Origin of the sequence: Sphingomonas sp. PAMC26645, from assembly GCF_004795835.1 — a bacterium.
Classification (GTDB): domain Bacteria; phylum Pseudomonadota; class Alphaproteobacteria; order Sphingomonadales; family Sphingomonadaceae; genus Sphingomonas.
Genome location: NZ_CP039249.1, coordinates 1,375,627 through 1,390,127, shown reverse-complemented (window position 1 = coordinate 1,390,127; position 14,501 = coordinate 1,375,627). Strand labels below are relative to the sequence as shown.

At 64.5% G+C, this 14,501-nt stretch carries 18 protein-coding genes; 11 read left to right on the top strand and 7 right to left on the bottom strand.

Translation table 11 applies throughout. The annotated features are described in order from the left end of the window. Nucleotides 1-22 precede the first annotated feature (22 nt). The 8 genes from coaD (at nt 23) to E5673_RS06435 (ending at nt 8,274) form a co-directional block, all read left to right on the top strand. Nucleotides 23-529 (top strand): pantetheine-phosphate adenylyltransferase, encoded by a 507-nt coding sequence (coaD, locus tag E5673_RS06470; RefSeq protein WP_136189378.1) that lies wholly within the window; start codon nt 23-25, stop codon nt 527-529. A gap of 213 nt (nt 530-742) precedes the next feature. Further along, complete coding sequence (locus tag E5673_RS06465; protein ID WP_136189377.1) at nt 743-1,471, top strand: peptidylprolyl isomerase; 729 nt, start codon at nt 743-745, stop codon at nt 1,469-1,471. A gap of 7 nt (nt 1,472-1,478) precedes the next feature. After that, complete coding sequence (gene queA, locus E5673_RS06460) at nt 1,479-2,504, top strand: tRNA preQ1(34) S-adenosylmethionine ribosyltransferase-isomerase QueA (RefSeq protein WP_136189376.1); 1,026 nt, start codon at nt 1,479-1,481, stop codon at nt 2,502-2,504. A gap of 8 nt (nt 2,505-2,512) precedes the next feature. Beyond that, nucleotides 2,513-2,968, top strand: coding sequence for an EF-hand domain-containing protein (locus tag E5673_RS06455; RefSeq protein ID WP_247599609.1), 456 nt, complete (start codon nt 2,513-2,515; stop codon nt 2,966-2,968). A 1-nt stretch (nt 2,969) separates the two neighbouring features. Beyond that, a complete protein-coding gene (tgt, locus tag E5673_RS06450) occupies nt 2,970-4,121 on the top strand; it encodes a tRNA guanosine(34) transglycosylase Tgt (RefSeq protein ID WP_136189374.1) in 1,152 nt (383 codons plus the stop codon). Further along, entirely contained in the window at nt 4,118-4,315 is a 198-nt protein-coding gene (locus E5673_RS06445; protein ID WP_197978314.1) for a hypothetical protein, read from the top strand. The genes tgt and E5673_RS06445 overlap by 4 nt, the downstream gene beginning before the upstream one ends. 8 nt (nt 4,316-4,323) lie before the next feature. Continuing rightward, nucleotides 4,324-7,155, top strand: coding sequence for a pitrilysin family protein (locus tag E5673_RS06440; RefSeq protein WP_136189373.1), 2,832 nt, complete (start codon nt 4,324-4,326; stop codon nt 7,153-7,155). Between the two features lie 144 nt (nt 7,156-7,299). Then, complete coding sequence (locus E5673_RS06435; protein ID WP_136189372.1) at nt 7,300-8,274, top strand: cell wall hydrolase; 975 nt, start codon at nt 7,300-7,302, stop codon at nt 8,272-8,274. A gap of 131 nt (nt 8,275-8,405) precedes the next feature. Here E5673_RS06435 and E5673_RS06430 read toward each other — a convergent pair whose 3' ends face one another. From E5673_RS06430 to E5673_RS06400, 7 genes are all read right to left on the bottom strand, one after another. Next, the gene (locus tag E5673_RS06430; RefSeq protein ID WP_056060610.1) at nt 8,406-8,636 is read right to left on the bottom strand and encodes a hypothetical protein; all 231 of its coding nucleotides are present in this window, start codon (nt 8,634-8,636) and stop codon (nt 8,406-8,408) included. Between the two features lie 105 nt (nt 8,637-8,741). After that, nucleotides 8,742-8,954, bottom strand: a complete 213-nt coding sequence (locus E5673_RS06425) for a cold-shock protein (RefSeq protein ID WP_031394996.1) — start codon at nt 8,952-8,954, stop codon at nt 8,742-8,744. Nucleotides 8,955-9,232: 278 nt separating this feature from the next. Continuing rightward, on the bottom strand, nt 9,233-9,646 hold the full coding sequence (locus E5673_RS06420; protein ID WP_156362209.1) for a glycine zipper 2TM domain-containing protein: 414 nt from the start codon (nt 9,644-9,646) through the stop codon (nt 9,233-9,235). Nucleotides 9,647-9,723: 77 nt separating this feature from the next. Beyond that, nucleotides 9,724-10,170, bottom strand: a complete 447-nt coding sequence (locus E5673_RS06415) for a DUF3597 domain-containing protein (RefSeq protein WP_136189371.1) — start codon at nt 10,168-10,170, stop codon at nt 9,724-9,726. Beyond that, entirely contained in the window at nt 10,167-11,507 is a 1,341-nt protein-coding gene (locus E5673_RS06410; RefSeq protein ID WP_136189370.1) for a hypothetical protein, read from the bottom strand. The genes E5673_RS06415 and E5673_RS06410 overlap by 4 nt, the downstream gene beginning before the upstream one ends. Further along, nucleotides 11,504-11,746 carry a hypothetical protein gene (locus tag E5673_RS06405; protein ID WP_136189369.1) on the bottom strand — a complete coding sequence of 81 codons (243 nt, stop codon included), beginning with the start codon at nt 11,744-11,746 and terminating at the stop codon, nt 11,504-11,506. Before E5673_RS06405 ends, E5673_RS06410 begins: the two co-directional genes overlap by 4 nt. 508 nt (nt 11,747-12,254) lie before the next feature. Beyond that, entirely contained in the window at nt 12,255-12,584 is a 330-nt protein-coding gene (locus tag E5673_RS06400) for a hypothetical protein (protein ID WP_136189368.1), read from the bottom strand. Between the two features lie 171 nt (nt 12,585-12,755). On the opposite strand from E5673_RS06400, the gene E5673_RS06395 reads away from it, so the two are divergent. The 3 genes from E5673_RS06395 to E5673_RS06385 all read left to right on the top strand — a co-directional run bounded on the left by E5673_RS06395 (nt 12,756) and on the right by E5673_RS06385 (nt 14,356). Next, entirely contained in the window at nt 12,756-13,028 is a 273-nt protein-coding gene (locus E5673_RS06395) for a BrnT family toxin (RefSeq protein ID WP_136189367.1), read from the top strand. Further along, nucleotides 12,988-13,287, top strand: a complete 300-nt coding sequence (locus E5673_RS06390; protein WP_136189366.1) for a BrnA antitoxin family protein — start codon at nt 12,988-12,990, stop codon at nt 13,285-13,287. Before E5673_RS06395 ends, E5673_RS06390 begins: the two co-directional genes overlap by 41 nt. Before the next feature lie 190 nt (nt 13,288-13,477). Beyond that, nucleotides 13,478-14,356 carry a DUF4365 domain-containing protein gene (locus E5673_RS06385; RefSeq protein WP_168711578.1) on the top strand — a complete coding sequence of 293 codons (879 nt, stop codon included), beginning with the start codon at nt 13,478-13,480 and terminating at the stop codon, nt 14,354-14,356. Nucleotides 14,357-14,501 lie beyond the last annotated feature (145 nt).

Genomic DNA, 14,501 nt, shown 5'->3' with positions numbered 1-14,501 from the left:
GTCTATCACCGGGGAGTTCAACATGACCGCACGGATTGGCGTTTACCCCGGGACTTTCGATCCCGTTACCTTGGGTCACATGGACATCATCCGGCGTGGCGCGAAGCTGGTCGACCGGCTGGTGATCGGCGTGACGACCAATCCGTCGAAGTCGCCGATGTTCACGATCGAGGAGCGGATGGCGACGGTGCGCCGCGAGGTCGCGGACGTCGACGGCGATATCGAGGTGGTCGCGTTCGATTCGCTGCTGATGGATTTTGCCGAGCGGCAGGGGGCGAAGGTGATCGTCCGGGGCCTGCGCGCGGTCGCCGATTTCGAGTACGAATATCAGATGGCGGGGATGAACCAGCAGATCAATCCGCGCGTCGAGACGGTGTTCCTGATGGCCGACGTCGCGCTGCAGCCGATCGCGAGCCGGCTGGTCAAGGAGATCGCGCTGTACGGCGGGAATATCGCCAAGTTCGTGCCGGAATCGGTGCGCGACGAGGTGGTCGCCCGGGTCGAGAAGATCGGCCGCAAGGGTAGCTGACTTTCTTTGCCCCTCCCTGGAAGGGAGGGGTTGGGGGTGGGTCGGGTTCCGCTTGGCCGAACGTTTGTGGCTCAAGCGAGCCTACCCACCCCCGGCCCCTCCCTTTCAGGGAGGGGAGCAGTGATCCCCATCACGTTCAGATTGGCGCAAGCGGGGATTTGCTCTAAGTGGCGGCAGCCTGGTTGCGCCGGGCCTCTTTCGAGTGGGAATTTGATGCGCTTTTTCGTCGGAATGTTCGCGTTGCTCGGGTGCCTGGTCACGGTACCGGCTGGTGCAGCGCAGAAGAAGGAAGTCGTGGCGCCTGCCGTTCGCGCGACCCCGCCCCTGACCACGGATACGCAGAACCTGCTGCTGCTCGATCTGTCGACCGGTGGGCGTGTCACGATCTGGCTTCGGCCCGACGTCGCGCCGTTGATGGTCGAGCGGATCAAGACGCTGACCCGCCAGCATTTCTATGACGGCCTCGCGTTTCACCGCGTGATCGATGGCTTTATGGCGCAGGGTGGCGATCCCAAGGGCGACGGCACCGGCGGTTCGACGCTTCCCGACGTGAAGGCCGAGTTCAACTACTTGCCGCACGTCCGTGGTGCCGTCTCGGCGGCGCGGTCGGACAAGGAGGACAGCGCGAACAGCCAGTTCTTCATCGTGTTCCAGCCGCGGCTGAGCCTCGACAAGAAGTACACCGTGTTCGGCCGCGTGCTCGACGGGATGCAGTATGTCGACGCGATCGAGCGTGGCGAGCCGCCGGCGAACCCGTCGCGGATCGTCCATGCGTATATCGCGGCGGACAATCCTCCGGCGTATATGGCTGGGCCGCCTGCTCCGGCGCTCGGTGCACCGGTGACGTTGCCGGGTACCGCTACGGGTCCGAACGCGGCCAAGCCGAAGCTCGCGCCGGCCGCTCGCAAGGCGCCGGTAAAGAAGGCTCCTGCAAAGAAGTGACTCCACGTTGAACGTCGACCTTTTCGACTTCGACCTACCAACCGACAACATCGCGCTCCGCCCCGCGGCGCCGCGCGATGCTGCGCGGATGCTGGTGCTCGAAGGTGATGCGACCCGGGATGCGGGCGTGTCGGACCTGCCATCGCTGCTGCGGCGTGGCGACATGCTCGTGTTCAACGATACGCGCGTGATCCCGGCGCAGCTCGACGGGCGGCGCGGCGATGCCAAGATCGGCGCAACGCTGCACAAGCGCGAGGGGCCACGGCGGTGGCGCGCGTTCATTCGCAACGCGCGGCGATTGCGCGACGGCGACGTGATCGAGTTCAGCAATGGCGTCAGCGCCGCGGCAGTCGATCGCGAGGACGACGGGAGTTACGCGCTAGTGTTCGCGGGCGACGAGCCGGTCGAACTGCTGCTGGAGCGCGCGGGCCACATGCCCCTGCCCCCGTATATCGCTGGCAAGCGTCCGACCGACGAACGCGATGCAGACGATTACCAGACGATGTTTGCTTCCGAGCCGGGTGCGGTGGCGGCGCCGACCGCGGCACTGCACTTCACGCCGAAGCTGATGGCGACGCTCGAGGCGGCGGGGATCGAGCATGCGACGCTGACGCTGCATGTCGGCGCGGGGACGTTCCTCCCCGTGAAGGCGACCGACACGACCGAGCACAAGATGCACGCCGAGTGGGGCCGGATCGACGCCGCCACCGCGGATCGACTCAACGCGGTCCGCGCGAACGGTGGGCGCGTGATCGCGGTGGGGACGACGTCGCTGCGGCTGATCGAAAGCGCGACCGGCGAGGACGACGTGATCCGCCCGTTCGACGGCGACACCGCGATCTTCATCACGCCGGGATACCGGTTCCGCGGCATCGACGGGTTGATGACCAATTTCCATCTGCCGCGCTCGACGTTGTTCATGCTCGTGTCGGCGCTGATGGGCCGTGAGCGGATGCAGGCGGCGTATGCGCATGCGATCGCTGAGAAGTATCGTTTCTACAGCTATGGCGACGCCTCGCTTCTGCTGCCATGACGGGCGGCATGCTGCTCGCCCTTGCTCTGCTCCAGGCTATCACGGCCGCACCGCCTCCAACCGGTACGCCGCAGCCGCCCGCGACGATCTTCGCCGAGCCTGCCGCCCTGTTCATCGCCGCCTGCGATGCGAACGGTGATGGCCGCGTGACGCAGGCCGAACTAACCGCGGGCATCGTGCGGAGTTACGCCACGGCTGAAGGCGCCGCGTCGGGCTCGATCGGGTACATCGCCTTTGCCGACTGGGCGCAGGCGTGGCTCGGCGATCGTAACGCGTTGCCGAGCCCGTTCGAGGTCGACCGCGATGGCGATAACCGGATCACGCTGGCCGAACTCCAGGCGCGGTTTACTCAGTTCTTCGCGCGGTTCGATCGCGACAAGGATGGCGTGCTGACTCGCGCCGAACTCATCACCATCCGCGGCGCGCCGGCCGGCGATCGCTACGGCATCCGTAAGAAAAAGTAACATGACCACCCGCCCCCGCTTCGACTTCACCATCTCCGCCACCGACGGCAAGGCGCGTACCGGCGTCATCGCGATGCAGCGCGGCGACATCCGCACGCCTGCGTTCATGCCGGTCGGCACCGCGGCCACCGTCAAGGGGATGAAGCCCGCCGATGTGGTCGGTGCGGGCGCGGACATCATCCTCGGCAACACCTATCACCTGATGCTACGGCCGGGCGCCGAGCGGGTCGCGCGGCTGGGCGGGCTGCACGCGTTTTCCGGTTGGTCGAAGCCGATCCTGACCGACTCCGGCGGCTATCAGGTGATGAGTCTTGCCGATTTGACCAAGCGGTCAGAGGAGGGCGTGTCGTTCAAGTCGCACCTCGACGGCACGCGACATCTGCTGAGCCCCGAGCGGTCGATCGAGATCCAGCGGCTGCTCGGTTCGAACATCGTCATGGCGTTCGACGAGCTCGTGCCGACGACGTCGACGCGAGAAGTACAGGCCGCGGCGATGGAGCGATCGATGCGCTGGGCGAAGCGGTCGCGCGCCGCGTTCGATGCAGGCGAAGAGCATGCCGAGAACAATGCGATCTTCGGGATCCAGCAGGGCGCGCTGAACGAGGGCTTCCGGAAGTCTTCCGCGGATGCGCTGATCGATATCGGCTTCGACGGGTATGCGGTCGGCGGGCTCGCCGTCGGCGAGGGCCAGGAGGCGATGTTCGGGTGTCTCGACTTCGCGCCGGACCAGCTGCCGGTCGACAAGCCGCGCTATCTGATGGGCGTCGGCAAGCCGGACGACATCGTCGGTGCGGTCGAGCGCGGGATCGACATGTTCGATTGCGTGATGCCGACCAGGTCGGGTCGCACCGGCCAGGCCTTTACGCGGACCGGGCCGATCAACATCCGCAATGCTAAGTTCGCCGAGGATATGGGGCCGCTCGATCCAACGTGCCCCTGCCCGGTCTGCGCGACCTGGGGTCGGGCGTATCTGCATCATCTAGTACGGTCAGGCGAAATGCTTGGCGCAATGCTCATGACGGAGCATAACATCTGGTTCTACGAAACGCTGATGGCGGATCTGCGGGCGGCGATCGCCTCGGGGACGCTGACGCAATTCGCGAATGATTTCCGTGGCGTGTATGCCCGGAAGAGTGAAGGAGAGCCCAAGTGACGATCAAGATCGACAGCGACACCCCGAACGAAATTCTCGCCGCCGCGAAGGAGGCCAAGCTGCAGGCCGAAGCCGCCGCGCACAACGCCGCCGAGAAGGCCAAGAGCTGGCCGCTCGCGAAGATCGGCTTGGGCGTTGGCATCGGTTCCGCGGCGATCGCGGGCGCAGTGCTGTTCGCGAACCGCAACAAGTAAGGATCTAGATGCGCCTCCTCCGCTCCGCTTTGCTGCTGACCGCAGCTTCTTTCCCGGTAGCGGTGGGGGCGCAGACCGCACCTGCCCCGACGCAGGTTTCGGTCAAGCCGATCGCCTATACCGAGCGCACCCTGCCGAATGGCCTGCGGGTGTATGCGATCCGTGATACCGGCACGCCGAACGTGTCGGTGCAGGTCTGGTACGACGTTGGCTCGAAGGACGACCCCAAGGGCAAGTCCGGGTTCGCGCACATGTTCGAACATCTGATGTTCAAGTCGACGCGCAACCTGGTGTCGGAGCAGATGGACCGGCTGACCGAGGACGTCGGTGGCTACAACAATGCGTCGACCAACGACGACTATACCAATTATTACGAGGTGATCCCGGCGAACCACCTCCAGCGGCTGCTGTTCGCGGAAGCCGACCGGATGGCGAGCCTCGTCGTCGAGCCCAAGAGCTTCGGGTCGGAGCGCGACGTGGTGAAGGAGGAACTGCGCCAGAGCACGCTCTCGCGGCCGTACGGCAAGCTGTTCTCGCTATATTACCCAGCACTTGCGTATACGACGCATCCCTATGCGCGCGGGACGATCGGCAGCCTGGAAAATCTGGAAGCCGCCGGGATCGACGACGTGCGCGCGTTCCATGCGACCTATTATCGGCCGGACAACGCGATCCTGGTGGTATCGGGCAATTTCGATCCGGCGCAGTTGAACAGCTGGGTCGATCAGTATTTCGCGGGGATAAAGAAGCCGGCGGCGGCGATCCCGCGCGTGACGGTGGCCGAGCCTGCGCGAACCCAAGCCGTGACGCGCACGGTGTACGAGCCGAACACGCCGCTGCCTGCGGTGCTGGTCAGCTATCATGTGCCGGCGGACCGCGATGCGGATATCGCCGCGTTGACGGTGCTGAAGGCGGTGCTGGCGACCGGCGAGAGTTCGCGGCTGTACGAGAGCGTCGTGTACCGTGACCAGCTTGCGCAGTCGGCCGAGGCGTTCCTCGATACCAAGCAGGCGACCGGCAACATGGTCGTCTATGCGATCCTGGCGGGCGGCAAGACAGTCGAGGCGGGTGAAGCCGCGTTGAAGCGGGAGGTCGCGCGGTTCCGCGATGCGCCGGTGACCGCCGCCGAACTGGCGGAGGCGAAGAACGAGATCCTGACCCAGTCGATCCAGTCGCGCGAGACGGCCGAAGGCAAGGCGAGCACGCTGGCGTCTGCAGTGCTGGTCGACGGCGATCCGCAGGCGGCTGACAAGCAATTGGCGGCCATTGCGCGGGTGACGGCGGCAGATATCCAGCGGGTTGCGCGGAAATACCTCGGCGACAACCAGTCGGCGACGATCCGGTACATGCCGCTCACCGCCAAGCCTGCGGGCGACGTCGTAGATACGATCGCGGTTGCGCCGACGGTACAGGTCGCCGACCTGAAGGCACCGGCGAATATCGAGATCGTGACGCCTGCGCAGGAAGGGCAGCGCGTCCAGCCGCCAGCGCCAAGCGCGCCGGTATCGCCAACGATCCCTCAGCCGGTCGAAACGCGTCTAGCGAACGGCATGCGGCTGGTGACGGTGGAGCGGCACGACCTGCCGATCGTCACCGCGTATCTGGTGACTGCCGGTGGTGCAGCGACCGATCCGGCAAATCGTGCGGGTGTCAGCAGCCTGTCGGCGGACCTGCTCACCAAGGGCACGAAGACACGCTCGGCGACACAGATCGCGCGTGCGGTCGAGGGACTTGGCGGGGCGATCGGCAGTTCGGCTGGCAGCGATGGCGCCGCGGTCGACGTGACGGTGAAGTCGGACCAGCTCGCGCCGGCGATGGCGATCCTCGCCGACGTCGCGATCAACCCGGCGTTCGCCCCCGAGGAGATCGAACGTGCGCGGACTCAGCAGGTCGACGCGGTGACGCTGGCGTTGAAGGACCCGGCGCAGGTCGCGGGGCTGGTTGCGGATCGTGCAGTGCTCGGCGCGTCGCCTTACGGTGCGCCGAACGGAGGCACGCCGCTGTCGTTGAAGGCGATCACGCGCGCGGACATCACGGCAGCGTATGCGCGGAGTTTCCAGCCGGGCCAGGCAACGCTGATCATGGTCGGTGACGTTACCGCGGCGCGCGCCAAGGCGTTGGCGGAGGCGCAGTTCGGTTCTTGGAAATCGACCAGCACGGCAACCGCAAGCGCGCCGCAGGTCACCTACCCGAAGCCTCGTGTCATCGTCGTCGACATGCCGGAAGCGGGTCAGGCGGGCGTCGTGGTTGCGCGTCCTGCGATCGCGCGTTCGGATGCACGCTATTATCCGCTCGCGGTCGGCAATACCGTCCTGGGCGGCGGCTTCTCGTCGCGGTTGAACCAGGAAATTCGGATCAAGCGCGGACTTGCGTACGGCGCGGGTAGCGGGCTCGACGCGGGGAAGACGCAGGGCACGGTCGCGGCGCGGACTCAGACCAAGAACCCGACCGCTGCCGAAGTCGTCACGCTGATCGCGGCCGAGATGACGCGGATGGGGACGTCCCCCGTGCCCGCCGCGGAACTCGACACGCGCAAGGCCGTGCTCGTCGGCAATTTCGGGCGCGGGATCGAGACGACGTCGGGCGTTGCCGGTATCCTCGGCGCGTATGTCCAGAACGGCGTGCCGCTCGGCGAACTGCAACGCTATACCGGTGCGGTCGGCGCGGTCGATCCGGCGGCCGTGCAGGCGGCGGCCGTCGCGCTGCTCGATCCGAAGGCGGCGAGCATTGTCGTGGTCGGTGACGCCAAGCAGTTCATCGAACCGCTGCGCAAAGCCTATCCGAACGTCGAGGTCATCCCCGAAGCCGCGCTGAAGCTCGACACCGCAACCTTACGGTAAGCGATTGCTGCTACGGATCCAGTTCGTCCCGCGGTGGGACGCGCTGAATCCGTGCGCGATCGGTCTGTCCAGATCGGCTATGCCCGGCACGACAGGCAAGTACGAGGAAAGCGATTGCGCGTTAGGTTGCAGACGGTTCGGTTGATGAAACGCATCTGGGCGGCGATGGTCGTCACGTTGTTGATCATAGGTGCCGGAATCTCTGCGCATGCCGCGCTCCGAGCGATGTCGGCGCGTGAAGCAGCGAAAGACCGCGCGAGTGCCGCGTCTTCGATAAAGGTTTCATCCCCTGCCCCTACGCTGGCCGAGCAGGAAATCGCCGCCCCTGCTGCTGGTGTCACGGGAACCATCGACCTGCCCGACCTGCCGATCCCGGCCGGTGCAATGCTCGACGCGGGCATTGTTCCCGCACGGCCCTTCTCGATGACGAGCGCATCGGCACTGGACCGCAACCGCGCGCTGCAATGCCTCACCGCGGCGATCTATTACGAAGCCGCATCCGAGCCCGATGCCGGCCAGCAGGCGGTCGCACAGGTCATCCTCAACCGCGCCCGGCATCCTGCCTTCCCGGGAACGGTGTGCGGGGTGGTGTATCAGGGCTCGGAACATGCCGGCTGCCAGTTCAGCTTCGCCTGCGACGGCGCGATGACGCGCGTGCCGGCGCGTGGCGCGTGGGTCCGCGCCGCGCGCGCGGCCGGCACGGCGTTGGCCGGCTATGTCTACGCGCCGGTCGGGTTGGCGACGCACTATCATACCTATGCCGTGACGCCTGCGTGGAACCGGAGCATGGTGATGACCGACGTCGTCGGCGCGCATTTCTTCCATCGGTGGAAGGGGTATTGGGGTACTTCGGCCGCGTTTAACCAGCTTTATGCTGGCGGCGAACCGGTACCTGGGCCGCATATGTCCGTACAACCGATTGCGCCGCCGACGCCGCAGATGATCGCAGCCGCCACGGCGGGCGCTGTCTCCGTCCCGGTGCCGGCTACAGTGGTAGCGACTGTTGCGCAGGCCAAGCCCGCTAATCCGGCACCGGCAATACCGGCTGCTTCCGACATGCCGCCGCCAGAATCGCAGATCCTCGACCGGTGGAAGGATACGGGTAAGCCGCTGAAGTAAGTCGCCCCTACCGCTTCCACGATACTGCGTGAGCGGTATCAGAAGTTGTTTCACACAGAGGCACGAAGAAAAACCCGGGTGCATCGCTGCATCCGGGTTTCCGTCAAATCATCGCATCTCGGCGATCCGGCCTATTCGGCGGGGACCATCGACGGGGTGCCGATCATCATGCGTTCGCCACCGGGGGGGGCGGCTTCGCGAGCGGCGCGGAGGATCTGAGTGCGTTCGGCGCGCGAGGCCATGTCGTCCCAGGCCTTTTCGGCCCGGCGGCAGCGATCGCGGACGTTGTCGAGGAGGGCGGCATCGCCGTTGCGACGCTCTTCATCAGCGCGGGCCCGGTAAAATTCTGGATTATCGGCCATGCTGGTGCGCTCCTGCAGGAAATTTCAAAGGGGTGATGCGGCGGCCATGATAGCCGCCGCATCGCAACCGAGATCAGGTTGGCGGACCGAAATCCGCCAGCGAGATCAATCGGCTGGCTGGAGGTTCACGGCCGACTGCTTGCCACGCTTGTCGGGCTCGAGCTCGTAGGTGACGCGCTGGTTCTGGTTCAGCGTCGGCATGCCGGCGCGCTCAACCGCGGTGATGTGCACGAATGCATCGTTGCCGCCGCCATCCGGCGCGATGAAGCCATAGCCCTTGTCGGCGTTGAAAAACTTGACGGTTCCGGTGATAGCCATGAAGTGGCTCCTTCTTAGTAGAGAGTAACCCGACGTTCGGGCGACCCGTGCCGCGGAGCAGGGAAAGAAGGAGAAAGGTGCCGCAAAGCGCCAAGAACCGTCGATATGCGACTGTAGCTGAGCGCTATATGGGCCAAGACCGCCCGAATTGCAAATCTTGCCGGTAAAATGGGTCAAGAACTGCGTCGATTTACGCAGATAATATTTTCGCGCGAGCCGCCATCGACGGCGAGAATTTAAAACGACCGGCGCCGATATTTCGGCGCCGGTCGGGGGATTTAACGGCAGCGGGTGTCGTTGCTGGAGCGATCCACCGCACGCCCTGCGAGCGCGCCGCCGGCCGCACCGAGGACGGTGCCGAGCAAGCCCGAGCCACCGGGGGCGATGACGTTGCCAAGCACGCCGCCCGCGACTCCGCCCACGATGAGCCCGGTGGTACCGTCGTTGCGGCGGCAATAATACCGGCCGTCATTGCCACGATAGACGCGGTCGTTGCGAGAGAGGCGGCGCTCGCGATACCGTGCATCGTCGCGGTAGTAGCGACCTGCATCGTAGCCGCCGTATGCGGGATCGACCCGGTTATAGTCGTAGGAACGATAGCGCGGGTCGACGCCGTAGCGGCTGCCCCCGTCGCCAACGCAACCGGCGACCATGGTGGAGGCGGCCAACAGGCCCAGCATCGCAACGCGCATTTCGTGTCCTTTCAGTAGGTTGATACTGGAAGCGTAATGATCGGCGCCGGCATTTGGTTGCCGACACCTATCCTAGATCAATCCTTGAGGTTGGCGGGCACGGTGCCGCCGTTCTTCTCCAGCTCGCGCATCACGGCCTTGATCAGCCACATGTTCATCTCCGCGCTGCCGTCCTTGGCGCCGGTATAGCCGAGCTCGGTGGCGAGCTCCTTGCGGTTGTCGAGGCTCGAATCGAGATCCAGCAGCTTCATCAGGTCGACGATCGAGGTGCGCCAGTTGAGATCGGAGCCCTTCTTCGATGCGATGCCCGAGAGGACGGCCTCGACGTCGACCGCCTGGGCTGGCGCGGCGGGTGCGGCCTGCGGAGTCGGGGCGGCGGGCGTCGGTGCAGGCTGGGCGGCCGTGGTCTGCGGCGCGGGTGCGGGTGCCGGTGCGGGCGCGGCCTTGGGCGTGCCGAAATGGCCGCTGCCGAGCGGGCCGTGCTCACCGAAGATGGCGGACTTGATCTTGCTGAAGATGCTCATGGGGGTACTCCGTTGACTATGCGTATGGCGGGAGAACGCCCGGTGGCGGATTTGGGTGCAGCGTCCGCAGGCGTCGGCGCTAGATTGGGTTCGGCGTGCGATTGGCTGGGCGACTGGCCAGGCGACCGGCCGGGCGACTGGCCGGGACCGGCGCCGGACGAAGCGGCGTTACCGGGTTCTGGGTCAGGCTTTCTCGGGCGATCCGGATCGAAATCACGGGCCAGCGCAGCGACGCGCGCCATATCGGTCGCGGCGACCGCATCGACCTCGTCATCCTCGATCAGCCCGCAGCTCACCGCATAGCCGATGAACCAGCTGTCGCGGTCGGCGCCCTCGACGACGACGCGCTCGGCGGTCTCTCGGTCGTACGGCGCATCGAGGATGATCGCCTCCTCCCGGGAACATTCGCGGCTGTAACCGTCGCCCCCGAAAGTGCCGCCATTGCCTTCGTCGAAGTCGCTCAGCGGCGGGAAGCGGGTGCGCCAGGCACTGGTGAACTCGTCCCACCAGACCGGACATTCGCCGTCGGGTCCGCCCGGTTCGACGGCCGGAAGTGCAGAAAGTGCAGACGCTGGCGCAGGTGTCGGGGGCGCAGGTTTCGGGGGCGCAGATTTGGCGACAGGTTCGGGTGCGAGACTGAGCAGCCCGGCGGCCTCGGCGCGTGCCCATTGCTCGGCGGTCCAGCCGGCGCGGGCGGCGGGATCGAGATCGGCGACGTCGATCTCCGACGCGAGACCGGCGTTGCTGCGCAGCCAGCGGTCCGCGCGGGCCAGCGCCACGATCGGCGCCATCCCCTCCCCTGCGTCGGACGATCGGACACGCTCGCCGAGGAACAGGCCGGCGCGGGCGGGCCCTGCATCGCGCTCGACGAGGTCGAGGAATGCGTCGAACTCGGTCGCGATCAGGCGTGCGGCGGCATTGGTGGTCTCGCTCTCCTCGGCGTGGCGATCGAGCCGGGCGAGCAGCGACATGGCGAGGCGGTTGTCGAAGCGGTGGCGTTCGATCACGTCGCCGTCGGGCTTCGTGAGACGCTCGATCTGGCCGACCATCGCGCGGCAGAACAGCGCCTCGGCGACGATCGGCCGCGCGACGAGCTTGGCGGCGTCCCAGCCGAGCGCGAACGCCGCGCCCGCTGCACGGCGGCGCAGGCTGTACGCGGCGCGGGGCGACAGGCCGACGCTGGCGGTGGCCTCGTCGACGGTGGCGCCCTCGGCGATGCGTTCGAGAAAGCCGCGCTGGCGCTCGGGGGACCAGCCGTCGATGCGCTGGCGATTTTGCCGCGTGAAGGGGTCGATGGGCGGCACGTCGACACCCTGGTCATGGAGAGCGGCGGTCACTTGCGCATGGTCCGGGCGAGCGCGGTCCAGCGGTCGCGGTTGGCGGCGATCTCTGGCGAGACGGGGATGCGGGTGCCGATGCGGCCGGCGTCGACATGCGCTTGCCAGGCCATGACGTGGCGGACCGCGTCGGGGAGATGATCGGGGATTGGGGGTTCGTAGCGTGGCCGGGGGGCGGGCGCGGCGCGCTTGGCCAAATGGCAGGGTCGTGGATCGGCCGGGGTGGGTGCGTTTGCCATGATCGATCCTCGCCTTGAAGAGAGGACCGATCAGGTATGCCGGATCGGGGTGTGTAGGACAGCGGTTTCGGGGCGTGGGCGCGGGATGACGTGGCGGGTTGGAGCTGCTGCCGTGTTCCCCCGCGAACGCGGGGGCCCAGGAGCCACGATCGCTGTCCTGCTTGGTCCTGGGCTCCTGCCTTCGCAGGAGAACACGGGGGGAGATGATGGCCCCTCTCCCGTCATACCGGACCCTTCGGCTTTGCTCAGGAGAGCCTTGGTCCGGTATCCACCGTTCCGCACGCTGCCGCTATCGAGTTCGCGGAACCGTGGGCCCCGGAACCAGTCCGGGGTGACGGAGCGCGGGCGGTGGCTTGAGAGCCGACGTCGACCGTCGGGCCGTTCCGATCCTCCCCGGCATCGCAGGTGACGGAGGGGGAGGACACGGAACCTGTGTGGTCGCCCCCTCCCCCTCCGTCTGGCAAGCGCCAGCCACCTCCCCCTTGCGGGGGAGGATCAGGAAGGCGCTTTAACCAAGCGTCGAACCGCGATCCGCGGCGAACGACGGGGCCGGGCCGGTGGCGGGGCGGAGCGACTCGCGCTCGGCCTTGGTGGGGACCGCGGTGGGATCGGGGCGGAAGGCGTCCGGCGCGCGATCGGTCGCACCCGGGCGGGGCTTGTCGAGCGCGAGATCGGGCGCGGCATGCTCGGCGGGGTTGGCCTTCGACCGAAGGAACACCGCCAGCAACGCACCCCCGAGACCGATCGCCGCGGCCCCGATCGACAGCGCGTTGATACCGAACGTCTTGGCGTTTGGCTTGGGTTTCGGGGCGGACTTGTGCGGGTGAGGCTTGGTCATGGGAATGTCCTTTGATGCAGCCTCGGAAACGGACGGTCGGTGGCAGGGGTTCCGCTTTGCGCTGGCGACCGAGACGCTTCCGTTACGGATGCGATTGCCGTTGCTCACCGGGATGCCGCGCTATGCTCAGCTTGACCGGGACATTGTTGTAGTTACATAAAAGGGGCGGATGTGGAGATCAGCTTCGACCCGGTGAAACGCGCGTGGACGCTGGCGGAGCGAGGTCTGGACTTCGCCGATGCGGGCAAGGTGTTTGCGGGGACGGTGTTCGAATTCGAGGACGAGCGCATTGCGTATCCCGAGCGGCGATACTCGACGATCGGCATGCTCGAAGATCGCATGGTCGTGGTAATATGGGTCGATGCCGAAGACGGTCGGCGCGTCATATCTATGAGGAAGGCCAATGCCCGAGAACGCACGCGATTCGAACGCTACCTCGCTTGATCGGAACGACGACGCGCCGGAGTGGACGGACGAGATGTTCGAACATGCAGAATTAGCGATCGGCGGGAAGGTGATCCGGCCAGCGACGGGCTATCTGGGACCGAATGGCGTCGTGAAGGGCCGCCCGCCGTTGCGCGACCGGGCCAAGCAGCAGGTGACGTTGCGGTTGGACCCGGACGTGCTGGCGAAGTTTCGCGAGGATGGGCCGGGATGGCAAGGGCGAATCAATGCGGCTTTGCGGGCGGCATCGGGAATTTAGAGATAGCTGGTGGGACGTCAAGAAGACCATATTTCGCAACTGAGCTTGAGATCTCCGCTTCGGGTATTTTGATTTTGAACGATATTGGGACAGGTTATCGCTAGTAAGCTGCAAATATCTAATTACTATTTTAGGGCTGAGCTATGCATCATATGATGCCTTAAGAATGCCAAAGTCGTTAGGATCCCTAATGCCCATTATTGCATCAAGCCATCTCTTGGAGGCACGAGCAATTACGCGGGTTCAAAGCATTTTAGCCGAATCCGATGCCTTAAGCGAAGTCGTTAAGAACGACTATGGCGAAGATCTAATTGTGCAAACTCATCATAAAGGAGAAGCCGATCCATTCCAAATATTAATTCAGGTTAAAGGATCGGGAAAATGCAAATATATCGACGGAAATCTTACTTATCGATTTTCTACCGACCATCTTTTTAGATGGGTATCGCAAACGGGATCTGTTTTAGTATGTGTTTACGACGATCTTAGTAAACGGGTATTTTCCTTCTCGCCCAAAGAGCGCTTCTCCTTATGGAAGATTCTCTCGGCAAAAACTAAGACATTGTCTGTCAAACTAACGAACTCAGACGAGTTGACATCATCAACCGCGAAGAAGCTCATTTGGAAGGCTAGAATAGAGCACTTCTCTACGCTAATTGCGCTGAGTGAAAACCGTCAAAGATACGGATTAATTCACCAGACTCCCAAAACCATTAAATCCGCGATTCAACAAGAAATCGGCTTGATCTGCCTTCTTTTTCTGAAAAGTATCGGAATGATAGTTGCAGACGAATTTGCCGACTCCGTTCGGAAGCAAATCAGGAATGGAGCGCCTTATTTTGCAGAAACATGGCCTGACGAAGATTGGAGCCTTCGCCATATCATGATGTTTGCACTAATAGGTGAGGTAAATGAGGTTACCGGATGCGGCGTCCCTGGAAATATTATGGAACAAGTTACCGAGACTGCTGGACATTTTTACAAGATATTCCACTGCAGTGAGTGGAATAATGCTGAGAAAAACATGAAACTTGTATGGAATCCGTATCGCAAACTCAAGAAGCGCTAGGAATACACCGCCTCTATACTTTCTTACTAAGCCACGATCGGGCTCCTCCTGCAGACTTCGGGATTGGTAGAGAGGCGTAGGCTCAAAGGTAGAACATGCGAAGCAGGCCGCAAGATGTCGTGAGCGCCTTCAATTTGCGGACTGG